This is a genomic window from Dactylosporangium sp. McL0621, assembly GCF_049995355.1.
In the GTDB taxonomy this organism is placed as follows: Bacteria; Actinomycetota; Actinomycetes; order Mycobacteriales; family Micromonosporaceae; genus Dactylosporangium.
Genome location: NZ_CP188259.1, coordinates 9392636 through 9415906 on the forward strand (window position 1 = coordinate 9392636; position 23271 = coordinate 9415906).

16 protein-coding genes and 1 riboswitch are annotated in these 23271 nt (G+C 72.9%); of the genes, 9 read left to right on the top strand and 7 right to left on the bottom strand.

Annotation, left to right across the window (positions count from 1 at the left end):
- The first annotated feature begins 55 nt into the window (after positions 1-55).
- The gene (locus ACPPVO_RS44675) at positions 56-1885 is read left to right on the top strand and encodes a CASTOR/POLLUX-related putative ion channel (protein WP_426504630.1); all 1830 of its coding nucleotides are present in this window, start codon (positions 56-58) and stop codon (positions 1883-1885) included.
- 141 nt (positions 1886-2026) lie between these two features.
- On the opposite strand, the gene ACPPVO_RS44680 is transcribed toward ACPPVO_RS44675, so the two are convergent.
- Positions 2027-2755, bottom strand: coding sequence for a C39 family peptidase (locus tag ACPPVO_RS44680; protein WP_426504632.1), 729 nt, complete (start codon positions 2753-2755; stop codon positions 2027-2029).
- A gap of 3 nt (positions 2756-2758) precedes the next feature.
- Positions 2759-2906, bottom strand: a riboswitch (cyclic di-AMP (ydaO/yuaA leader).
- Positions 2907-3245: 339 nt separating this feature from the next.
- Between ACPPVO_RS44680 and ACPPVO_RS44685 the strand changes: the two genes are divergently transcribed.
- Together ACPPVO_RS44685 and ACPPVO_RS44690 are read left to right on the top strand one after the other, a co-directional pair.
- A complete protein-coding gene (locus ACPPVO_RS44685) occupies positions 3246-4604 on the top strand; it encodes a cytochrome P450 (protein ID WP_426504633.1) in 1359 nt (452 codons plus the stop codon).
- Positions 4605-4761: 157 nt separating this feature from the next.
- The gene (locus ACPPVO_RS44690; protein ID WP_426504635.1) at positions 4762-6999 is read left to right on the top strand and encodes a hypothetical protein; all 2238 of its coding nucleotides are present in this window, start codon (positions 4762-4764) and stop codon (positions 6997-6999) included.
- 21 nt (positions 7000-7020) lie between these two features.
- Here ACPPVO_RS44690 and ACPPVO_RS44695 read toward each other — a convergent pair whose 3' ends face one another.
- A complete protein-coding gene (locus ACPPVO_RS44695) occupies positions 7021-8049 on the bottom strand; it encodes a glycosyl hydrolase 53 family protein (protein ID WP_426504637.1) in 1029 nt (342 codons plus the stop codon).
- Positions 8050-8356: 307 nt separating this feature from the next.
- Positions 8357-8707, bottom strand: coding sequence for a DUF952 domain-containing protein (locus ACPPVO_RS44700; RefSeq protein WP_426504639.1), 351 nt, complete (start codon positions 8705-8707; stop codon positions 8357-8359).
- Positions 8708-8763: 56 nt separating this feature from the next.
- Here ACPPVO_RS44700 and ACPPVO_RS44705 point away from each other — a divergent pair, with 56 nt between their 5' ends.
- A complete protein-coding gene (locus ACPPVO_RS44705) occupies positions 8764-9036 on the top strand; it encodes a hypothetical protein (RefSeq protein ID WP_426504640.1) in 273 nt (90 codons plus the stop codon).
- A gap of 160 nt (positions 9037-9196) precedes the next feature.
- Here the strand turns inward: ACPPVO_RS44705 and ACPPVO_RS44710 are convergent, their stop codons facing one another.
- Positions 9197-9361, bottom strand: coding sequence for a hypothetical protein (locus ACPPVO_RS44710; protein WP_426504642.1), 165 nt, complete (start codon positions 9359-9361; stop codon positions 9197-9199).
- Position 9362: 1 nt separating this feature from the next.
- Here ACPPVO_RS44710 and ACPPVO_RS44715 point away from each other — a divergent pair, with 1 nt between their 5' ends.
- The 3 genes from ACPPVO_RS44715 to ACPPVO_RS44725 all read left to right on the top strand — a co-directional run bounded on the left by ACPPVO_RS44715 (position 9363) and on the right by ACPPVO_RS44725 (position 13220).
- Positions 9363-10022 carry a hypothetical protein gene (locus ACPPVO_RS44715; RefSeq protein ID WP_426504644.1) on the top strand — a complete coding sequence of 220 codons (660 nt, stop codon included), beginning with the start codon at positions 9363-9365 and terminating at the stop codon, positions 10020-10022.
- Positions 10019-11587 (top strand): ABC transporter permease, encoded by a 1569-nt coding sequence (locus tag ACPPVO_RS44720; protein ID WP_426504646.1) that lies wholly within the window; start codon positions 10019-10021, stop codon positions 11585-11587. Before ACPPVO_RS44715 ends, ACPPVO_RS44720 begins: the two co-directional genes overlap by 4 nt.
- A 154-nt stretch (positions 11588-11741) precedes the next feature.
- Positions 11742-13220: a cation:proton antiporter gene (locus ACPPVO_RS44725; RefSeq protein WP_426504648.1), complete on the top strand. Its 1479-nt coding sequence runs from the start codon at positions 11742-11744 to the stop codon at positions 13218-13220.
- A gap of 16 nt (positions 13221-13236) precedes the next feature.
- Here ACPPVO_RS44725 and ACPPVO_RS44730 read toward each other — a convergent pair whose 3' ends face one another.
- The 3 genes from ACPPVO_RS44730 to ACPPVO_RS44740 form a co-directional block, all read right to left on the bottom strand.
- The gene (locus ACPPVO_RS44730; protein WP_426504650.1) at positions 13237-14811 is read right to left on the bottom strand and encodes a hypothetical protein; all 1575 of its coding nucleotides are present in this window, start codon (positions 14809-14811) and stop codon (positions 13237-13239) included.
- Positions 14808-15698, bottom strand: a complete 891-nt coding sequence (locus ACPPVO_RS44735; protein WP_426504651.1) for an ABC transporter ATP-binding protein — start codon at positions 15696-15698, stop codon at positions 14808-14810. The genes ACPPVO_RS44730 and ACPPVO_RS44735 overlap by 4 nt, the downstream gene beginning before the upstream one ends.
- A 110-nt stretch (positions 15699-15808) precedes the next feature.
- Positions 15809-21331 (bottom strand): GH92 family glycosyl hydrolase, encoded by a 5523-nt coding sequence (locus ACPPVO_RS44740; protein WP_426504653.1) that lies wholly within the window; start codon positions 21329-21331, stop codon positions 15809-15811.
- Positions 21332-21618: 287 nt separating this feature from the next.
- Here ACPPVO_RS44740 and ACPPVO_RS44745 point away from each other — a divergent pair, with 287 nt between their 5' ends.
- Positions 21619-22605 (top strand): LacI family DNA-binding transcriptional regulator, encoded by a 987-nt coding sequence (locus ACPPVO_RS44745; protein ID WP_426514813.1) that lies wholly within the window; start codon positions 21619-21621, stop codon positions 22603-22605.
- Between the two features lie 70 nt (positions 22606-22675).
- Complete coding sequence (locus tag ACPPVO_RS44750; protein ID WP_426504655.1) at positions 22676-23248, top strand: hypothetical protein; 573 nt, start codon at positions 22676-22678, stop codon at positions 23246-23248.
- Positions 23249-23271 lie beyond the last annotated feature (23 nt).

A 23271-nucleotide genomic window follows, 5' to 3' on the forward strand; every position in this document is an offset into this window, starting at 1 on the left:
GCCCATGGCCGCCGCTACGCTGCGTCGCCGTTTCAGATACTGGTTCGACCGGACGATGTCGAAGGGGACGTCGGCCCTCGTCGCTTGGCTGGGGCTGGCCTCCGTGGCGGTGGTGCTCGCCGGCGGGCTCCTGGTGTGGCTGGTCGACCCCAACCCGGCGGACGGCGAGCCCCGCGGGTTCTTCGCGTCGGTGTGGCAGGCCGTCCTGCACGCGCTCGACCCCGGCGACGTCGCCGGGGACACCGGCGGGCACTGGGAGTTCGTGGCCGTCGCGTTCCTCATCACCATCGGCGGCATCTTCATCGTCACGGCGTTCATCGGCGTGCTGACCACCGGCCTCGACGCCAAGCTGCAGGAGCTGCGCAAGGGCCGCTCGATCGTGCTCGAGACCGGTCACACGGTGATCCTCGGCTGGTCCGACCAGGTGTTCACGGTCATCGGCGAGCTCGTCGAGGCCAACGGCAACAAGCGACGAGCCTGTGTGGCCGTACTCGCCGACAAGGACAAGGTCGAGATGGAGGACGAGATCCGGGCCAAGGTCGGCGACCTGCGCAGCACGAGCGTCGTGTGCCGCACCGGCGACCCGCTCGACCCGGACGACATCGCGCTGGTGAACATCGCCGAGGCGCGGTCCGTCATCATCCTCACCGGCTCGGGGCACGACCGCGACGCGCACCTCGTCAAGATGCTGCTGTCCGTCACGAAGGCCGAGAACCGGTGCACGATCGTCGGCAGCGTCGCCGAGCAGTCGAACATGCCGGCCGCGCGCCTGGCCGGCGGTCCGGCCGCGTACCTCATCGACGCCACCAGCGTCGCCGCCCGCCTGATCGTGCAGACGTGCCTGCAGTCGGGGCTGTCCGTCGTCTACACCGACCTGCTGGACTTCGGCGGCGACGAGATCTACGTGCGGCACGAGCCGAGCCTGGCCGGGCAGCCGTACTCCACCGCGCTGCACTCGTACCGCACCTCGGCGATCTTCGGCGTGCGCCAGGGCAACGGGACCGTGCTGCTGAACCCGCCGGGCGACTACCGCATCGCCGACGGCGACCACCTGCTCGCCATCTCCGCCGACGACGACACCGTCGTGATGGCGCCGCCCGCGCCGATCCACCATGAGCTGATCGTGGCCGGCCCCGATCCCGTGCCGGCGCCGAAGCGGGCCCTCATCCTCGGCTGGAACCAGCGGGCCGTCGGGGTCGTCCAGCAGCTCGACCAGTACCTGACGGCCGGCTCGGAGGTCGTCGTCGTGGCGCGCCACCACGACGTGTCGCTGAGCCTGAAGCGGCTCGCGGCCGAGGTGCGGAACCTGTCGCTGAGCCTCACCGAGGACGACAGCGCCGACCGGGCCGTGCTCGAGTCGCTCGGCATCGACGACTTCGACCACGTCATCGCGCTGTGCTACGACGACGTCGACCGGCAGGTCGCCGACTCGCGGACCCTCGTGACGCTGCTGCACCTGCGCGACATGGAGCAGAAGCTCGACGGGAAGTTCTCGATTGTCAGCGAGATGGGCGACGACCGCAACCGCCAGCTGGCCCAGGTCACCCAGGCCGACGACTTCATCGTCAGCGACAAGCTGCTGAGCCTGATGACGACCCAGGTCTCGGAGAACCCGCACCTCGCCGACGTGTTCGGCCGGCTGTTCGACGCCGGGGGCAGCGAGATCTACCTGAAGCCCGCCGAGCTGTACGTCCGCGCCGGCCACCCGCTCAACTTCCAGACGGTGCTGGAGGCGGCCCGCTTGCGCGGCGAGTCGGCGGTCGGCTACCGGCTGGCCGCGAACGCGCAGGCCGCGCCCGCGTACGGGATCGTGCTCAACCCGGACAAGGCGGCGAGCGTGACGTTCGCCCCGGACGACCGGGTGATCGTCCTGGCCAAGGACTGAACGCCGAGAACCCTGTACACCGTCGGGCCGGTCATCGCCCTGGTCCGGGCGGGAACCAGCAACCTGCCCCGCCGACCTGGCCTGACCGTGAGCGGCGGCAACAATGCTCCCCGGCCCGTTGCCGCCGCCCACGGAGGTGGTTCAGGCCACGTAGCCGCGCGCCGCGGCCCAGTTGGCCAGGGTGTCCGTGGACATCCAGTACGTGCGCGGGCCGAACATGCCCGACGGGTCGGCGATGAGCACGGCGCGGCCGTGGTCGCGGTAGCCGACCAGGGAGATGTAGTGTCCGCCGGGGAACTCGTGGTAGGTGCCGGCCTGGTCGGTGGCGCCGCCCACGATGTTGGCGACCAGGGCCCGGCCGGTGCTCAGCGCACGGACGGCGTCGTACTGCAGCTCGCGCGCCTCGCCGGCCGAGGCGCGCTGGCCGGCGATGAAGCGGGCCTGGTACACCTCCTTGCCCAGAACGCCGTTCATTGCCCTGGTCACGTCGGCGACCGAGTTGGTGCCGTTCACCGTGGTGCCGAGGCGAGCGGCGACGTCGTTCTGCGACAGGTCGGCGCCCACCGACGTCAGCGCGATGCGGGTCGAGGCCGGCCCGCAGTAGTAGAAGTTGGGCTGGAACTGGAAGTCGAAGTTGACCGTGTTCTCGGCCGGCGCGGTGTCCAGCAGGTCGGGGGCCGGCGGCGTGGTCGCCTTCGGCTGTGCGGGCGTCGCGGTGCTCAGCGCCGCGGTCCCGACGGGGTGCGCATCGGCCGGCGCGGCGCCCCCGTTGAGCAGCGCCGCGGTCGCCACGGAGACCACCATCAGCGAGGCGGTCCCGAGCAGTGCGGGGATCGGGCGGCGAAGCAGCGCGGTGAAGCGTTGGTGCATCGAGGCTCCTTCCGATGCCGTCTACCGGGTTAGCTGACGGATTCGGGCGGGAAGCACGCCCTACCACGACCTACGCGAGGAGGCCGACGGATTCACCCCGGGACTGCTTGGGTCCCCGGTTCGCAACAATGCGACTCGACGGGTCCGGGCCGGCGCCATCTGGCGATGGCAAACGACCAGCTCAGACACGTGGACATTACTGGGCGGTACATCCACCGGCCCACCCCGTCCGCCCCACCCCACCCCTCCTACAAATGCAGGCCCTCGCGTGCTCGTCACCTTCCCGCCGGCCCACTACCGCGCTGCGCGCGGGGTCGACGGCGAACACCATGGACAGCCCGACGTCCAGGCCCGCGATCTCCAGCACGGCCGCCGTCGGAGCCCACGGATCGACGGTAGTCGAGGGGCCCGCGGGCGGGACATGGTGGTTGACACGATGGCCGCCCGGAACCAGGCTGGGTGGAACGAGGATGCCATCGCGAGGTGAGCCATGACGGCCCGGCCTACGGAACCCCGCACCGCCGGCCCCCGTCCGCTGGCGCAGCTGCGCCGCGAGGACCGCGGCCTGCCCTGGCTCGGCCAGATCTTCGACTACCAGCGCGACCCGATCCGGCTCTACCGGCGCCACTGGGAGCACTACGGCCCGGTCGCGCCGTCGTACCTGCTCGGCCAGGACACGGTGATGCTGCTCGGCCCCGACGCCTGCGGCGAGGCGCTGCAGAACCGGGACAAGGCGTTCGCCAACGAGCCGGCCTGGTCGCAGCTGGTGGGTCCGTTCTTCCACCGTGGCCTGATGCTCATCGACTTCGACGAGCACCGCGGGCATCGGCGGATCATGCAGGAGGCGTTCACCCGGCCGCGGCTGGTCGGCTACACCCGCCGGCTGCACCCCGCCATCGAGCGTGGCATGGCGAACTGGGAGGCCGGGCGGGAGTTCCGGGCGTACCGCCGCCTCAAGCAACTGACCCTCGACATCGCCGCCGATCTGTTCATGGGCGGGGCCCGCGACACCGGCCCGGCCGAGATGGAGCGGGTCAACCGGGCGTTCATCGCCTGCGTGCAGGCCGCCGCCGGGATCGTCCGGGCCGACGTGCCGTTCACGCGCTGGGGCCGGGCGTACCGCGGCCGGAAGGTGCTCGAGCAGTTCCTGCGGGGGTACCTGCCCGTCAAGCGGGCCGAGGCGACCGACGACATCTTCTCGGTGCTCTGTCACATCGAGACGGAGGACGGCGACCGCTTCTCCGACGACGACGTCGTCAACCACATGATCTTCCTGATGATGGCGGCCCACGACACGTCGACAATCACCATCTCCACGATGCTGCAGTACCTCGGGCAGCACCCCGAGTGGCAGGAGCGCTGCCGGGCCGAGGCGCTGGCCCTCGGACCGGCGCCGGAGATGGCCGAGCTGGAGTCGCTCGTCTCGATCGACCTGGTCATGCGCGAGGCCCTGCGCCTGCGCGCACCGGTGCCGGTCCTGGTCCGCTACACCGTCAAGGACACCGTCGTGCAGGGCGTCCGCATCCCGGCGCGCACACTCTGCATGCTCGGCCTCCAGTTCACCCACCTGATGGACGACTACTGGAGCAACCCGGCGGCGTTCGACCCGGAGCGCTTCGCGCCCGAGCGCCGCGAGGACCGCGCGCACCGCTTCGCGTGGGAGCCCTTCGGCGGCGGCGTGCACAAGTGCATCGGCCTGTACTTCGCCGGCCTGGAGGTCAAGGCGATCATGCACCGGCTGCTGCGCGGATACCACTGGAGCGTCGACCCCGGCTACGTCGCGCCGCTGGACCACCACTCGCTGCCGTTCCCCAAGGACGGGCAGCCCATCGCCCTGTTCCGGAACTAGGCAAACCGCACGCCGGTTCCGAACCGTCGCGGCGCTGCCGGGCGGTTCCGCCTTCACGGAACGGGTGGCCCGAGTCGGGCGCCACGCGAGCCGTTCAACCGAGCCGCGGACCCGGGCGCCGTCGGAGAATCGGTCGTACGCGTCGGCAGGAGGCGTCATGCGAAGACTGGCCACGATGGCGGCGGCCCTCACGATCGCCGCAGCGCAGACGTTACCTGTGCCCGCCCTGTATGCCTGGGCCGGCACCGGCACCGGCGTCAGCGTCACCGGCACGACGACCGTGAGCGCGACGGCGGCCGGCGACCCGGCCGACGCGGAGAGCATCCAGGCCGTCATGACGCCCGACGCGCGGTACGTCGCGTTCACCTCCTGGGCGACGAACCTGCGGCCCGACCTCCCGCTGCCGAGCGACCCCGGCAACGGGAACACCCTCTACGCGCAGGTCTACCTCGCCGACCGGCAGCAGCACACGGTCGACGTCGTGAGCCGCGCGAGCGACGGCGCGCCGGCCAACCAGGGCGGGTTCCTGATCGGCCTGTCGGCGGACGCTCGCTTCGTGCTGTTCGACTCCGCCTCGACCAACCTCGTCCCCGGCCGGCCCGTCGTCGTCAGCACCTGCAGCTGCGGCTTCCGCGACCTCTTCCTGCGCGACCGGCAGACCGGCACGACGACGCTTGTCACCCTGCCCAGCCTGTACAGCGCCGTCGCCTACGTGCGGGTCGGCATCAGCGACGACGGCAACATCATCGCGTACAGCGGCCTGGTAAGCCTTCCCACGCAGGGCAGCTACCCGACGCAGACCGCGTACGTCCTCAACCGCGCGACGGGCCGGACCGTGCAGCTGTCGCCGCCGGCGTCGTCGTCCGTGAGCTTCCCGACCGTCAGCCAGGACGGCCACTACGTCATCTACAACTCGAGCACCGGGCTGTACCGCTACGACACCGTCGCCGACCGGACCGACCGCCTGCTGTCCCAGCCGATGGGCGACTCCGGGGTGCTCAGCCCCGACGACACCAAGCTCGCCTATTACCCGAGCCCGACCGAGCTCGACGTGCTGGACCTGACGACCGGCGAACGCACCGTGGTCGTCGACGGCCCCCAGCTGCAGCTCGGCCCGGGCAGCCTGTCGTTCGGCGCGAACGGCCGGTACCTCACCTACTTCACCAGCACGCCCGACGTCCGCCACAGCGGCGCGGCCTGGATCGCCGACCTGTCCACCGGCGAGACCACGCAACTGGTCGCCCCGACCCAGTACGGCGAGCGCCTGCAGCTCAGTGCGGACGCCGGCGTACTGCTGTACACCTCCTTCCGGGGTGGCGGCCTCAGCCAGATCCACCTCGCCGAGCTCGACGTCCCGGCCCGCGACAACCGGCCGCCCGTCGTCACCGGAACCCCCGACCGGGAGCCGGGCCCCGGCGGTTGGTACACCGGCGACGTGACAGTCACCTGGACCGCGACCGACGACAGCGGCAGCGCGACGCTGCCGCCGCCGACGACGGCGTCGACCGAGGGCGCGGCGGTCGTCTACACCAGCCAGCCGAGCTGTGACCCGTCCGGCAACTGCGCCCCGGGTGGCGTGACGATCAGCATCGACCGGACCGCGCCGTCGACCGGCGCCGCCGCTTGGTCGGCGAACCCGCAGGTCGTCGGCGGCAGCGCCATCCTCACCGCGACCGCCGACGACGCGCTGTCCGGCGTGGCCGGCGGTGAGTACTTCATCGGCACGGACCCCGGACCCGGCCACGGCACGCCGATGGCGTACGGCGGCGGCCTTCTGTCCGCCTCGGTCGGGGCCGGCCTCGGTGTCGGCGTCCACACCGTCGGCGTGCGTGCCCGCGATGCGGCCGGCAACTGGAGCACCACGACGACGACCATGCTCGTCCTGTACGACCCGGCGTCGGGCCTGACGGCCACCGGCAAGAACAAGAAGGACCTCGTGCCCAGCCTCGCCGGCGGCGACGTGCTGCCCGGCCTCGGCAGTGCCGGCCAGACCGACGCCGCCGACTACGGCTTCACGGTCCAGCACAAGCAGGGCACGCTCGACCCCCGCAACGACTTCGCCTTCACATACCGCACCGGTACCCACTGCGGCACCCCGAATGCGCAGGGGTGCCACACGTTCACCCTGAACGCCGACGGCTTCGCCTGGCTCGTGGTCGACGGCCCCGGCAGCTCCCGGGCCAGGTTCACCGGCACCGCGACGGTGACCGTCGACGGGACGACGACGGTGCACCCGTTCACGGTCGAGGCGATCGACGGCGACCGGCTCGCCCCGAGCACCGACGACACTCTCGCCCTCACGGTGTTCCCGACCGGCTCCGACCCGCTCGTCGCCGCGCCGCTGTACCGGGCATCGGGGTCGATGGCCAAGGGCAGCAGCGTCAAGATCCGCTGAGCGGAGCGGAAGTCGCGTCCGTTACAAGAAGCCGTCGAGCGCGGCGGTCGGGCGCTTCGTGGCGGGGTCCCAGGCGCTGCTGCCGTAGGTGGTGAAGGGCGCGTAGCCTTCCGGTTCCCAATAGAAGGTACCGAGGCCGCCGAAGCCTTTGAGGCCCGTGATGAAGGCCTTCAGCGAGTCGCGGACCTGCGCCGGCTTGTTCAGCGGGCCGCCGTACTCGACCTGCATGACCGGCTTGCCGTACTGCGACTGGATGGTCTGCATGTTGGCCAGCACCCCCGGGACGTTGCCGCCCTGGGCGTAAGACGACAGGCCCGTGATGTCCCACTGGCCGCCGTTGGCCTTGTACGCGTTGAGGAAGTTCTGCACGCTCGCCAGGTTCTGCGGCTGGGCCAGGTGCACCAGTGTCGGCGTCGCCGGGAACACCTGCTTGACCATGTCGTGCGCGGCCATCAGCAGGCCGGTCATCTGCGCCGGCTTGCTGATGCTGCCGGTCGGCTTGCAGATGCCCGAGTTCGTCTCGTTGCCGATCTTCACCCAGGCCGGGGTGACATTGTTGTACTTGAAGACGTTCATGGCGTGGTACACGTAGTCGTACATCGCCTGCAGCATGGCGCTGTAGCTCATCGCGGCCCACGCCGCCGGGGGGTTCTGCACGCCCACGGAGTTCCAGGTGTCGCCGAAGTGGAAGCCCAGGAGCACCTGCAGGCCCGCGTTCCTGCACCGCACGGCCAGCGCGGCGGTCTCGTCGAGGGAGCAGTGGCCGTTGGCGGGGTCGCTGGACGGGTTCACCCACGTCCGCAACGACACGGCGCCGATCCCGTACTGCTTGAGAATCGTGAACAGGTCCGTCTGGACCCCGTTCTTGTCGCGCCACACGTACCCGTGCGCCTCCATCTGCGCCATCCAGCTGATGTCGGCGCCCTTGACGAACGTCGTGGCGGCCTCGGCCGGCCCGGTCCCCGACGACACGCCCAGGGCGAGCGCGCCCGTCCCGGCGGCCGCGCCGAGCAGCACGGTGCGGCGGCGCAGCCGGTGCGATGGTCTCATGCTCCTCACCTCAGGACTTAAATCCATTGCCGTCAATGTTTTCATGAGCTTTCATCCCGGCCGCGGCGGCGACGCGGCCGTGGGCACTCCTGGGCCAGGCGATCGCGGGCGCGGCGCGGCGCGGGTCGCCGGTCGCGCCGCCCCGGACGGCGCGAGGCGCGGGGGCGACGACTGGGTGGCCCTTGCGCCGATGCGCGCGCCCCAGCTCGCACAGCAGCACGGACGTCGTGCGGTGCATGCGGCGCCGCCGGGCGATGGCGAGCCCGTGGCGCCCGACCGGCGAGCTCGGCGCCGAGCCGGGGCCGGCCTACCCCTCGGGCGGCGTGAACTCGTACTTCCCGTCCGCGCCCCTCGTCAGCGCAAGCACCGCGACGACCGCGTCCGTGTTCAGCGGCCCGTAGATGTGCGGGAACGGCTCGTCCCAGCCGGGCGCGTCGTCGTACAGCAGCGGCGCGGACAGCCGCTCCTCGTCGATGGCGAGCACGACCAGCCCCTCGTCCGACCCGTAGATCATGTTGGCCACCGGGGCGACCTGCGCGGCCGTACCGCCGTGAATGAACCCCTGCTCTTCGAGGGTGCGCCCCTTCGTCGACAGCCGGTACTCGCCCCGCTCCCCGGCCTTCTCCCAATCGGACGCAAACGCGATGTGGTAGATCATGTTTCGACAGCCTACGGGCCGGTTCACGCCCGTCGTCGATACGGCACGACGGCAAGATGGACATGACGGGGTACGACACCAACCACGACGGTTCCATCGACCAGAAGGAGTACGTCCACAACGAGGACGGCCGCATCGACGAGGTCCGCCTCGACGCCGACCACGACGGCCACCCCGAGCTGCGCCAGACCGACACCAACAACGACGGCCGGCTCGACTCGATGGACCGGGATAACAACGACGACGGTCAGTACGACCAGCACGACCGGATCGACACCGCGAAGACCATGCCGCACTGGGGCCCGAACGCCACCTACGGCAGCGTCTGAGCCGGCCGCGCCGCCGCGCCGGTCACCGTCGTCGGGAACGCATCCACCTCCTCCCCGTAGCGGTCGTCCGTACGCCGATCACCTGCGCGGCGCACCGGCGTCCTCGGGGCCGACCTGCTGCACATCGACGCCCGGGGCCACGCCGTGGTCGCCGCCGGCCTCATTCGCGCTCCGGCCGGCCGCCGGGCGGCCGGGGGCTGAGACCCTGGAGCACCGGCCGGCGGTCCGGCCCGACCACGCGGTTGCGGCCGGCGTTCTTGGCCTGGTACAGGCGCAGGTCCGCGAGCGCGAGCAGGTCCGGGCCGGACGCGACGCCGATGCTCACCGTGACCTGCAGGCCGGCCGCGACGGTGGCTCGAGTCCCGCCGGACGTCGATCTCCCACGACTGCAGCAACCGCAGGGCGTCGTCGGCGAGCCCGGCGAACGCGAGCTCCTCGGCGAGGTTGGCCACCGCGGCCGCCTCGTTGCGCCGGTGCCCGAGCCGCCGCGCGATGAGCATCGCGGCCCGCGAACGCTCGGCCGCGTCCATGGCGGTCGCCAGGGCGACGAGCCCACGTCCGGGCTCGACCCGCTGATGGAACAGGCCTTCCAGCAGTGCGTGCGGGAGCGGCGCGACGACGGGGCCACGGTCCTGCTGTCCAGCCACATCCTCGGCGAGGTCGAGGCCCTCGCGGACCGGGTCAGCATCATCCGCCGCGGCCGCACCGTCACCACCGGAAGCCTCTCCGAGCTGCGCCGGCACACCCGGACGTCGGTACACGCCGTCACCGCCCGGCCGCCCGACGGCCTCGACCGCGCCGAGGGGGTCGCGGACTGCACCCGCGCCGGGCAGGACGGGACCTTCGACGTCCGGTTCACCATCGACGCGGACCACCTCGACGCGACGATCGGCCGGCTGCACGCGGCACGGCTGCTGACCCTGACCGTCACCCCGCCCAGCCTCGACGCGCTGTTCCTGCGCTCCTACGAGGAGGCCGTCCGATGAGCGCCATGGTCGCCATCGCCTGGCGCACGCACCGCCGCGGCATCGTCGTGTGGGTGTTCGCTCTCGCCGCGGGCCTGGTCGGCACGGCCGCGGCGGTCGCCGCGCTCTACGACACGCCGGCCAAGGCGCACACCTACGCCGAGGCGGTCACGTCCGGCCGGGCCCTGGCCGCGATCAACGGCCGCGTCGAGGGCATCGACACCCTGGGCGAGGTGATCCAGGACGAGTTCGGGTTCGTGGCCGCGTTCCTGCTGCCGCTGCTCGGCATCGCCCTCGTCACCGCCGCGACGCGGCGCGAGGAGGAGTCGGGCCGCCTCGAGACGGTCGTCGGTGGCCGGATCGCCCGGCACCAGCCCACCCTCGCCGCCCTGATCGTCGCCGCCGCCGCGATCCTCGCCACGGCCGCGCTGTTCGCGATCGGGCTGACGCCGGCCGGGGTACCGGTGGCCGGGGCGACCCTCTACGCCGCGGCACTCGGCTCCCTGGCGTTCGTGTTCGCCGGGCTCGCCGCGCTCCTCGCGCAGGTGGTGCCGCACGCCCGCGGGGTGTACACCTGCAGCCTGACCGGACTGGCCGTGGCGTACGTGCTGCGCGGCGTCGGCGACGCCACCGGCACCCGGCTGGCGTGGCTGTCCCCGCTCGGGTGGGCGGAGAAGGCCGCTCCGTTCGGAGCCCAGCGGTGGTGGGTACTCGCCCTCCCGGTCTCGGCCGGAGTCGTCGCGGGCGGCGCGGCAACCTGGATCGCCGCCCGCCGCGACGTCGGCAGCTCGCTCCTGCGCGGCGGTACCGGACCGGCTCGGGCGACCCGGCTGCGACGGTCGGCGCTCGGCGTCGCCGCCTGGATCCACCGCCCGGCGGTCCTGGGCTGGCTGGCCGGCGGGGTCCTGCTGAACGCGATGATGGGCGCGCTGGCCCGGCCGTTCCTCGACGCGATGGCCGGCAACCCCGCGCTCGCCGAGACCATGGGCATCGCCGGCGCCCGGCCCCTCGACGGGTTCGTCGCCGCGGCCCAGCTCTACCTGGCGGTCATCGGGGCCGGCTGTGCCGTCCAGGCGATCGGCACGCTGCGGTCCGAGGAGGCCGGCGGCCGCCTCGAGACCCGCGTGGCCGGCACGCTCTCCCGCACCCGCTGGCTGGCCGCGCACTGCGCCGCCGTCCTGGCCGGGCTGGCCCTGGTGGTCGTCGTCTCGTCGCTGGTCCTGGCCGCGACGACGACCTGGTCGGTCGGCGACGCGGACGAGTTCGGGGCCATCATGTCCGCCGGCCTGGCCTACCTGCCGGCGGAGCTGGTGTTCGCCGGCGTCGCGCTGGCCCTGTTCGGCCTGTGGCCGCGCGGCTTCGGTCTCGCCTGGGCCGCCTACGCCGCGGCGACGTTCATCGCGCTGCTCGGCCCCGGCCTGAGGCTCGCGCGGTGGGTGCTCGACCTCAGCCCGGCAACGCACGTCGGGAATCCTCCGGCCGGGGCGGCCGATCCGGGCCGCCTGGCCGCGCTCGGCGCCGTGGGCGGCGCGCTCCTGCTGCTCGGGTTCGTGGCCCTCCGCCGCCGGGACGTCCCGCGGGCGTAGCTCCCGTCCACGATGATCACTCACGGCCCCGGACCGGGTATCGTGGCTCATCGGTGTGCCGGGAAGTCTGGTCGGCGTTGCCCTGCCGCCTGCGCCGAGGAGCCCCGATGCCTGATCGCCACCCAGCACATCGCTGCCCCGTCGGGTTCGTGACGTGAACGACGTCCTCGGCTTCGGCGTCATCGTCGGCGTGATCAGCGTCGCCGGCCTGCTCGCCGTGGTCTCCAACCGGCTCAGCGAACGGATCCGCGTACCGGCGCCGGCCGTCTTCCTGATCGCCGCCGCGGTCGCCTCCGACGTGATCACGCGGCTCGGCCACTTCCCGACCGTCGACGTCCAGCGGCTCGTCACCGTCATGCTGATCCTGCTGCTGTTCGACGGCGGGATGCACATCGGCTGGCGCCGGTTCCGCGGCGCCGCCGGCCCCGTGCTGTGGACCGGCGTGGCCGGCACCCTGCTGACCACCGCCGGCGTCGCGCTGGCCGCGCATCTCGTGTTCGGCCTCGACGGGCAGTCGGCCCTGCTGCTCGGGGTGGCGCTCGCGCCGACCGACCCGGCCGTGGTCTTCTCGGTCCTCGGCCGGCGCGAGATCAGCGGCCGCTCGGGCACCATCCTGGAGGGCGAGTCCGGCGCCAACGACCCGGTCGGCATCGCCGCCATGGCCGCCGTGCTGGGCGCCGCCGGGCACGGCGGCTGGTCGGCGTTCGGACACGGCGCCGGCGAGTTCGCTCTGCAGATGGGCATCGGCGGCGCCGTCGGCCTCCTCGGCGGCAAGGCCCTGGCCGTCGCGATGCGCCGCCTCGCCCTGCCCAGCGGATCGCTCTACCCGCTGCGCACGCTGCTCGCCGCCGGAGTGATCTACGGCGTCGCCACCGTCGCGCACGGCTCCGGCTTCCTCGCCGTCTTCGTCGCCGGCATCGTCGTGGGCGACATCCGGGCCCCGTACAAGGCCGAGATCGAACGCTTCCACTCCGCGCTGGCCAGCCTGGCCGAGATCGTGGCCTTCACCGCCCTCGGCCTCACCGTGTCGATCGCGTCGCTCGCCGAGGGCAACGCCTGGCTCGTCGGTCTCGGCATCGCCGCCCTGCTGACCCTCGTGATCCGCCCGCTGCTCGTGGGCGGCCTGCTGCTGCCGATGCGGCTGTCCGGCGGCGAGAAACTGTTCGTCATGTGGAGCGGCCTCAAGGGCGCCGTGCCGATCCTGCTGGGGACCTACCTGCTCTCGGCCGAGGTTCCGGGCGCCCAGCGGCTGTACCAGATCGTCGTTGTCGTCGTCACGTTCTCCGTCATCGTGCAGGGCGGCCTCGTCCCCGCGGTCGCGCGGTGGTGCGGCGTGCCGATGCGCACCGTCGAGCCCGAGCCCTGGACGCTGAGCCTGCGACTGCGCGAGGAGCCCACCGGCCTGCGCCAGCACGTCGTCGCGGCCGGCTCGCCCGCCGACGGTACCGCGATCAAGCACCTCGACCTCGGCGAGGACACCTGGATCAGCAACGTCACCCGCGACGGCGAGCTCATCCCGGTCAGCGGCGCCACCCTGCTGCGCGCGGGCGACCAGATCCTCGTCATGGTCGACCCCGCCGCCCCGCTGGCGCCACGAACGGTCTTCGACGCGTCCGGCCCGCCACCGCCCTGAGGCCGGCCACGGCGGCTCACCGGCGCAGGTCGCGGCGGCGGTAGCCGGCCGCGCCCACCGCGATCAGCGCGGCGGCCGCCGTCAGCATGATCGCGGTCGCCGGGATGTCGGGGCCGGTGTCGGGTACCGGGGCCAGGTGGGCGAACGGCGACAGGCCGACGACCCACGGCGGTGCGCCGGCGCTGCGGGCGAGGGTCAGCAGCAGGAACCCGCCCGCGGTGGGCAGCAGCCCGAGCCCGGCAACCCAGCCTGGCGCCCAGCCGAGGGCGAACACGGCCGCCCCGAGCGACAGCAGCGCGACGGGCAACGCGTTGAGCGCGCCGGCCAGCGCTTGCCCCGGCGGGAGGCCGGCCCCGGCCCCGGCCGCGACTCCGGCCGCCGCCGCCAGCCCGGTCGCGCCGGCGGCGGTGGCCGCGGTCTCGACGGCGACGTACCGGACCCGGGTCACCGGCGCGGCGAGGAGCAGGGTGAGGCGCCCGGCGGTCTCGTCGGCCGCGACCGCGGTCAGCCGGACGACGCAGAAGGCCCCGATCGGGTTGGCCAGCAACGCGTAGAGCACCGCGGTGTAGCCGGTGACCCGGGCCAGCCCGCCGAAGCCGGCCTGCCCGGCCAGCTCCGCGATGGCGGTGTTGCCGGCCAGGAACCGGGTCATCGAGCCGGCGAGCAGGCCGACCAGGAGGGAGAACGGGACGAGCCCGGCGGCCCAGCCGGCGAGCGGAGGCAGCAGCCGCCGTACCGCGAACCCGGGCAACGACCGCACGGTCCGGCGCCGCGGCGGACGGCTCCCCCGCGGCCGCAGCAGCGAGCCGCCGGCGTCGCGCCGGGCGGCGAGGAGCGGCCCGGCGACCGCGAGGACCGCCACCGCCGCCGCGAGCACGAGCAGCGGCAGCGCCGTGCCGGTGCGGTACGGCCGGGCGAGCGCGGCCAGGCCGAACGGCGTGATCCAGCGCAGCCCGGCCAGTCCCGGGACGCCGTCGCCGGCCATGCGCGCCAGCACGGCCGCGGCGAGCAGCGCCACGGCGGCGCCGGTGGCCGCGGACCGGGTCGGCAGCACCTGGGCGGCCACGGTGGCGGTCGCGGCGAAGCAGATCCCGGTCAGCGCCAGCCCGGCGCCGTGCAGTACCGCACCGGACAGGGCGGTCCCGGCGAGGACCAGCGCGCCGGCCGCGGCCGCGCCGGCGAGCACGGCCACGGTGGCGACGACGGCCAGCTGGCCGGCCACCACGGTCGCGAGCGGGACGCGCCCGGCGAGGAGCAGCGTCCAGCGGCCGGCCTCCTCCGCGCCGCGGCCGATGCGGGTCACGGTCAGGATCGCCCAGACCCCGAGCAGCACGCCGAGGGGCGGGCCGGTGCGCCAGACGGTGAACCCGCCCGGATCGTCAAGCACCGGCGGGCCGAAGAGCGTGCGGACGGCCGGGTTGGCGGCCAGCGCGGCGAGCGCGGCCGGGTCGACGATGCGGCGCACGGTCTGCTCGTACGTGGCGGCCACGAGGCCGGTGACCCCGCCCGCGACCACGGCGACGGCGAGGCCGCCCCGGCGCACGTCGCGCCACGCCAGGCGGTGCAAGGCACGCACGGGCGTCGTGGTCATTGTCCGGGCTTCCCGTAGTACGCCAGGAAAATCTCTTCCAGCGAAGGCTCGCGGACCCCGACCGTCGCCGCGTCCGCGGCGCCGAGCGCCCTCAGCAGCGGGCCGGGCGGCCCGGACAGGGCGCACCGCACCCGGTGCGGGCCGACCCGTTCGACCGCGGCGACGCCGGCGACACCGGCCAGGTCGGGGACCGCGCCGGTGAACGTGGCCTCGATCTCGGTGCGGTGCAACCGGCGCAGCCGCGCGATCTCCGCGACCTCGACCAGCCGCCCGGCGCGCAGGATGCCGACGCGGTCGCAGACCGCCTCGACCTCGCCCAGCCGGTGCGAGCTCAGGAACACCGCCTGTCCCCGCTCGCGCGCCTCGGTCACCGCCAGCCGGAACTGCCGCTCCATCAACGGATCCAGGCCGCTGGTCGGCTCGTCGAGGACCAGCAGCGGCGCCCGCGAGGCGAACGCCGCCACGAGCGCCACCTTCTGCCGGTTGCCGGTGGAGTACGTCCGCGCCGGGCGGGACGGGTCGAGCTCGAAGCGCTCCACGAGCTCGTCGCGGTAGCGGTGGTCGGCCCCGGCGCCGATCGCGCCCAGGAGGTCGAGGATCTCGGCGCCGGTCAGCCGCGGCCACAGCACCACGTCGGCGGGTACGTGGGCGAGCAGCCGGTGCGCGGCGGCGACGTCGAGCGCGTCGACGCCGAACACCCGGGCCCGGCCGGCGCTGGGCCGGGCCAGGCCGAGCAGCAGCCGGATCGTGGTGGACTTGCCGGCCCCGTTCGGGCCGAGGAAGCCGAACGCCTCCCCCGCGGCGACGCTCAGGTCCAGGCGGTCGACCGCGAGCAGGCGGCCGTAGCGCTTCGTCAGCGCGGTGGTGCGGATGGCCGGTGCGGACACGGTGTCACCTCGATGGGCTCGCCGGCCCGTCACGGTACTACCCCCGGTCGACGGCCGGATGCGAGAAGCCGCCGGCGGGCGAACCCACCGGCGGCTTCAGGCGAATCGGATCAGTAGGTGACCGTGAAGGGCACCTCGACCCGGATCTTCGAATCGGCGCCGGCCAGCTGGATGCTGGTGGCGCTCGGGACCACTGCGTTCCCCGGCACGCTGAACGACGCGGCGGAGACCATGCCGTCGGCGTTCGCGTGGACGGTCAGCGCGGCGAGGCCGTCGCCGAAGGTGATCGTGACCGCTTCGTTCCGCGCGAAGCCGGAGGCGTCGAGGGTCAGCGCCGTGCCGCGCGGGCCCTCGGTGGCCGACAGGGTGATCTGCGGCTGGGGCCCCGACGCCGTGGCCGGGGCGGCCAGCTCGATGGTGGCCGTGGCCGGGGCCTGCGAGGACGCGCCCTCGGCGGTCACCGCGTAGAAGCCCGGCTCCGGTACCGCGAGCGACGTGTGCACGGTGCCGGCCGGCGTGGCCTTGACCGTCACGTCGTCCGTGCCCAGCTTGACGCTCACCTGCTCCCCCGCGGTGAAGCCGGTGCCGTCGACGGCCACCGCCGACGACGACGTCCGCGCGGCGGTGATCGTGGGCTGCTTGCCGCCGCCCGCCACCGTCACGGTGAACGTCAGCGTGGCACTGGACCGGCTGTCCCACACGGTGACGTGGGCGGTGTAGGTGCCCTTCAGCGCGTACGTGTGCTGCGCGCCGATCGCGCCGCCGGCCCCGATCGTGGCGTCCTGCGGGGTCGTGCCGTCGCCCCACTGGACGCGGGCGTGGTAGCCGGTGGCGTCGGGGACACCGCCGGTGACCGTGCCGAGCGCGGCGGTGAACGCCTGGCCGGCGTTGGCCGTCTGGTTGTCCGGGGCCGTGGTGGCCAGCGCCGGCGGCGGGGTGCCGTCGTCGGCGATGGCGAACACGTGGATCCGGCCCGCGGAGCCGGGGTCGCCGGTCTGCGTGGGCAGTGTCACCGAGACGAGCGTCTTGCCCGCCGGGATCTGGTACGGCGCGGTGGCGAACAGGAACGGCTGGGCGCCGTCCCGGCTCGTGCCGAGCAACCGGTATGCGGTCCTGGCGACTACGACGTTGCCGTAGGACGGCGTGCCGTTGGGGTTGCCGCCCAGCGTCCAGTCGCTGAGCTGGATCGGGATGCTCGCCGTGGTGCCGTCGCTGAACGTCGCCGTGGCGGTCGTGCTCTGGTTGCCCTGCGTGCCGGCGCCGACGAACGAGATGCTCTTGGCGTCGGCGGGCAGGTTGAGCGCGATCGTCCGGCCGTTGCCGGTGGCGTTGTCCGGCTGACCGGCCGGGGTGGCCGGCAGCGTGAAGTGCAGCGCGGTGCCGGGCACGTCGTGCGCCTGGCCCTGGGTCACGCCGCCGGCCGCGAGCGCGGCCCGGGAGTACGCCCAGTTCTTGGCGTCGCAGTTGGCCGCGAGGACGCCTTCGTCGCCGATGCAGACGGTGTCGAAGGCGGCCGGCAGGGCCGACGCCGGCGTGTAGGCCACGTCGATGCCGACCGTCGCGGAGTCCTGGCTGGTGCCGTCGGTCACCGTGACGGCGGCCTGGTAGTAGCCCGGCTGCGCGTAGGTGTGCGAGCCGCCGACGTTGTACACCGCCCGCGAGCTCAGGGTGATGGTGCCGGTGGTCACCGGCGAGCCGTCACCCCAGTCCACGGTCGCCTGGTAGCCGGTCGCGGTGCCGCCCGTGACCGTGGCCAGGGGTACCGAAACCGCCGCCCCGGATGTCGCGGGCACGGAGCCCACCGGGGTCACGGTGACGTCGCCGCCGCCGAGTTCGACGTCGCCGCCGCGCAGCAGCTCGATCTCGGCCAGGTTGGTCTGCGCTCCCCCGACCGTCTTCGTGACGACCAGGCGGAACTGGGTGAACTTCCCCGGGTGGCCGACCTGGAACGGCCGGGTCTGGTTGCGATAGGTGAACACCTCGTCCTTGCGGGAGTCGACCGTGGTCCAGCTGACCCCGTCCCGGGAGCCCTGCAGCTTCCAGTCGGCGGGGTCGCCGGGGTTGGCGCCCGAGGTGATGGTGTAGTACGTCGGCTTCTGCTTGCCGCTGCGGTAGGCCCAGCCGATCTGCGGCGTGCCGGTGGCGAACGTCATCTGCGTGGCCGAGGTGTCGTCGAACAGCTTCGACGCGTCCTGCCCGCCGGTCGCGGTCGCGGTGCCGAGGCCCGGGCCGGTGGTGTCCTGCAGCGGCTGGGGTACGTCGTCGCCCTTGGTCAGCGACGGCGGTACGTCGTTCTTGCCGGTGCCCCACGCCGACGGCTTCGACCCCATGTCGAAGTCGATGGTGCCGCCGCGGGCAAGGACGGACGAGTCGATGGAGACGTCCTTGAGCTTCTTGCCGTTGACCTTGACGCCCTGCACGTACACGTTCTTCGTGCTGTTGCTGGGCGCGTTGACGACGATGTCGCCGCTCTCGCGGTGCACGGTCATCTTGGTGAACTGCGGCGAGCCGATCGCCCAGTTGGACGAGCCGGCCTGCAGCGGGTAGAGGCCGAGCGAGCTCAGCACGTACCACGACGAGAGCTCGCCGTTGTCCTCGTCGCCCAGGTAGCCCTGGCCGATCTCGCTGCCGACGTAGAGCCGCTGCAGGATCTCCCGCACGATCGCCTGGGTCTTGGCCGGCGCGCCGGCGTAGTCGTACATGTAGGGGATGTGGTGCGAGGGCTGGTTGCTCATGCCGAGCTGGCCCAGGCGGACCGCGCGTGCCTCGAGCATCTCGTGGATCGTGCCGCCGTAGCCGCCCGGGTGGTCGGCCTTCTCGGGCGTGGCGAAGAACTCGTCGAGCTTCTGGCGCAGGGCGTCCTGCCCGCCGTACAAGTTGGCCAGTCCCTGCCCGTCCTGCTGGGCGGTGAAGGCGAAGTTCCAGCCGTCGGTCTCGGTGTAGACGCCGCCCCAGTCCAGCGGGTCGCCGCCCAGGAAGTTGCCGGCCGCGTCCCGGCCCTGGAAGAACTTGCTGCTCGGGTCGAACAGGTTGACGTAGTTGCGGGCGCGCTGCAGGAAGTACTGCGACTCCTCCTTCAGCCGGTCCCGGTCGGCCTTCGGCGTGGCCGGGTCCTTGGCCAGCGCGGCGGCCATGTTGCCGATGCCGTAGTCGTTGATGTAGCCCTCCAGGGCCCACGACACCGACTCGCCGGTGGAGGTCGGCGTGTAGCCCAGGAACTGCGACGACTCGATGCCCTTGCGGCCGACGCCGCTCTGCGCGGACACGACCGTCGCGTCCCGGACCGCCGCCTGGTACGCGCTCATCGGGTCGGGCAGCGCCACCCCGTTGAGGTACGCCTCGGCCAGCGCCACGTCCGCGCTCGTGCCGGTCATCAGGTCGGCGTAGCCGGGCGAGGACCAGCGGGCGATCCAGCCGCCGTCGCGGTACTGCTGGACGAACCCGTCCGCGATCTTCGCCGCGACGTCCGGGTACAGCAGCGTGTAGGCCGGCCACACGGTGCGGTAGGTGTCCCAGAAGCCGTTGTTGACGTAGATCAGCCCGTCGACGAGCTTCGCGCCGGTGTTGGTCGGGGTCGAGGAGCCGGTCGGCGCCGAGACCGGGCTGGCGTACTGCCAGTGCGGCGCGGCGGCGGTGCCGGTGTTCTCCGACTGCGAGTTCGGGTACAGGTTCAGCCGGTACAGGGTGGAGTACAGCGTCACCAGCTGCGTCTCGCTCGCGCCGCGGACCTCGACCCGGCCGAGCCGGTCGTTCCACGCCGCGGTCGCGGCCGCGTGGACCTGCTCGAAGCTGCGCCCGGCGACCTCGAGGCCGAGGTTCCTACCGGCCTGGTCGAGCGAGATGAACGACGTCGCGATGCGCAGCGTCACCTGCGGGTTGGCCGAGGTGTCGAAGGTGGCCGACGCCGCCGCGGTCGCGGCCGGCGCCCGGTCGAAGGTGCCGGACACGAACATCCGGCTGCGCCCGGCCGACAGGCCGCTGCCGTTGTCGACCCAGCCGGTGAAGGTGCCGTCCGCGCCGATGGTGAACGTGCCGTTGTAGAACACGAGGCTGCCGGTGGCCTGCCCCGCGGGGAAGGTGAACTGCATGATGCCGCCGTGGTCGGTCGGCGACAGCTGCGCGGTCAGGCCGTTGCCGGTCTTGACCTGGTAGAAGTCCGGCCGCGCGATCTCGTCGGCGTGGCTGAACGACAGGGCCCGGCTGCTCGGCGCCCCGGTGAGGTTGCCGCCGGCCGCCACCGGCATGACCGACATCTGGTTGCGGTCGCCCATCCACGGGCTGGGCTCGTGCGAGATCGCGAGGCCCTGCAGCGTGGGCAGGTTGGCGCCGTTGTTGGCCCGCTGGTACTCGTACTCCCACGAGTCCGAGGTGGCGTTCGTGACCGGCGTGAAGAAGTTGAAGCCGTTCGGTACCGCGGAGATCGGCAGGTTGTTGCCGCGCGAGAACGAGCCCGAGGCGTTGGTGCCCCGCCGGGTGTCGACGTAGTTGGTGAGGCTGGCGCCGTCGATCGCCGCCGGCGTGCCGGTCACGGTGACGTCGTCGATCCAGCCCTGGAACCGGGTCGCCGCGGTGGCCTGCGGGTCGTCGTAGGCCAGCAGGATCCGGTCGATGGTCTTGCCGGCCGCGACGGTGCCGACGTCGGACTGCACCGCGTTCCACTGGTCGGCGTAGAGCACCTTGGAGGCGCCCTGGCCGGCCCCGGTCAGCGCGTACCCGTGCTGGTCGACGGGCGAGCGGGCGCTGAGGTACGTGCCGTCGGTGAAGTGCAGGTCGACGGCCGCGTAGGTGGACGGGTACTGCGCGTCCTGCCCGGTGTACTCCGGGAAGATCTTGTAGGCCAGCCGGGTCTTCGGCCCGACCGGGATGTTCACGTCGAACAGCTTGTTCGTCGCGTACGAGCGGCCGTCGGCCTCGGCGCCGCCGGAGTACCGCAGCGACGCCAGGCCCGTGAACCCGGCGTTGGGCTTCATGTTGTACCCGCTGACGGGCCCGGCCCCGGCGACGCTGACCATCGGCGTGGCCGGCGGGCGGGTGTTCGTGCCGTCGCTGACGTCCCAGTCGGCCAGCTGGATCAGCGAGTCACCCGAGTTGGCGGTGACGTTCAGCCGGTAGAAGCCGTAGGCGGTCGTGTTCGTGAAGCTGTAGGTGTTGGTGGCGAACCGGCCGCTGAAGGTCTGGCCCGTGCGCCGGTCCAGGTCGACCCACTGGCTGCCGTCGGTGGAGCCCTGCACCGTGAAGTCCCGGGGGTCACGGCTCGGCGCGTCGTTGGCGGACGTCAGCGAGTACTGCACGACCGCGGCGGGGGCCTTGAGCTGGTACACGGCCCAGCCGGTCGGGTTGAAGGCCAGCCACTTCGTCGACGGGTTGCCGTCGGCGAGCCGGGCCGCGATCTCGTTCGGCGGGTTCTCGGCGCTGGCGGTCACCGCGGCGACCTGGGCGAGCAGGCTGCCGGGCAGCCCGCTGGGGCTCGATCCGGAGAGGTTGCCCTGGATCGGCCGGCCGCTCTGGTCGAGCTCGACGGTGGTCGCGGCCGGCTGGGGGTCGGTGGACTCGAAGGAGGAGCCGAAGTCGCCGGGGGGCGCGGCCGCGCTCGCGGTGGTGGCGGCGACGAGCAGCCCGAGAGGCAGCAGCAACGCAACTGCCCCGGCTGTCCGCCGGCTGGTCCTGGGCACTTTCATGCAGAACTCCAGGGGTGATCACGGGCGCAGGGGCACGCCCGGTGGCGAGCGTCAGCCTGGCCCGGCCTGACAACGTTGTCAAGATCCATGTGTGTAATCACGGATTTCTGGCAACGTTGTCAATGACGGACGATGTGCCGCTGTTCAGGCGACACAGGCCTCATCGGTCGAGACGCAGTCGGCCGGCGGCGGCTATCGTCTGTCGCGTGACAGGTGAGCTGGGCCGCAGCAGGCGGCCCACCATGGCGGACGTGGCCGCCCGGGCCGGGGTGAGCCTGAAGACCGTGTCGCGGGTCGTGAACGACGCGCCCTACGTCCAGCCCGAGCTCGCCGAGCGGGTGCTCGCCGCCGTGGCCGAGCTCGGCTTCCGGCGCAACCACCTGGCCAGCTCGCTGCGCTCCGGGCAGGCGACGGCCACCATCGGGCTGCTCATCGAGGAGATCGCGAACCCGTTCTACGCGACGATCGCGGGCGCGGCCGCCGAGATCGCCCGGCAGCGCGACACCATGCTCATCATCGCCAGCTCCGAGGAGGACCCGGCCCGCGAGCAGCAGCTGCTGCGGGACCTGTGCGCCCGGCGGGTCGACGGGCTGCTGGTCGTGCCGGCCGGAAGTCCGACGGGCTCTGATCACTCGTTCCTTCGTTCTGAGGTCGAGCTGGGCACGTCGGTGGTCTTCCTGGACCGGCCGGCCGGGAACCTGCGCGCCGACACGGTGCTGCTGGACAACCGCGGGGGCGCCCGCGAAGGGGTACGCCGCCTGATCGAGGCCGGCCACCGCCGCATCGCCGTCCTGCTCGACTCGATCGGCGTCTACACGATGCGCGAGCGCCTCGACGGCGCGCAGGACGCGCTGGTGGAGGCCGGCGCCCCGTACGACGACCGGCTCGTGCGCGACGGCGTCCGCGACCCGGCGGCGGCCGGGCGGGTCGTCGCGGACCTGCTCGAGCGGCCGGACCCGCCGACGGCCTTCTTCAGCCTCAACAACCGGATCACCCTGGGCGTGATCGAGGAGCTCCACCGGCGGGGCAGCGACGCCGCCCTGCTCGCCTTCGACGACTTCGAGCTGGCCCGGCTGGTGCCGTACCCGCTGACGGTGATCGCCTACGACACCCGCGTGCTGGCCCGCACCGCGACCGAGCTGCTCTTCCGGCGCATCGACGGGGACCGGTCCTGGCCGCGCACGGTGGTGCTGCCGACCGAGCTGGTCGAGCGGGGACTGCGCCTCTGAACGGTCTCGTCAGGGGACAACGCGGATCGGCGGGCGGCAGTACGATGACGCGTCCCTGGAGCTCCATGAGGTGAAGATGACGCAGCAGCAGTACCCCTCGCAGCCGCAGTACCCCTCGCAGCCGCAGTACGCCCCGCCCCCGCAGTACGCCCCGCCCCCGCAGTACGCCCCGCCCCCGCAGTACGCCCCGCCTCCGCAGTCCCAGCAGCCTTTTGCGGCGCCGCAGCCGCAGGGCCTCCCGCTGGTGCAGTGCCGCTTCTGCGGCAGCGTCCCGGCCGCCCACGTCAAGTTCCGCGGGCACCAGGGCATGATCCTGCTCATGCGGTTCCTGTCCCTCGACGGCCCGTTCTGCCGCGACTGCGGCCTGGCCACCTTCCGCAAGATGACGGCGCGGACGCTCGTGCAGGGCTGGTGGGGTTACGCGTCGTTCGTGATCACGCCGATCACGGTCCTCATCAACCTCGTCAAGCGCGACAAGGTGGCGAGCCTGCCCGCGCCGCAGCCGTCCCCCACCGGCGGCAGCCGCCCGCCGATGGACCCGGGCCCGCCGCTGCTGGCCCGCCCGATGGCGATCATCGGCCTGGCCATCCCGCTGGTCCTGATCGTCCTGATCTTCGTGCTGGCCCTGACGTCGAACGGCTGACCGGCCCGCGGCGACCGACCCCG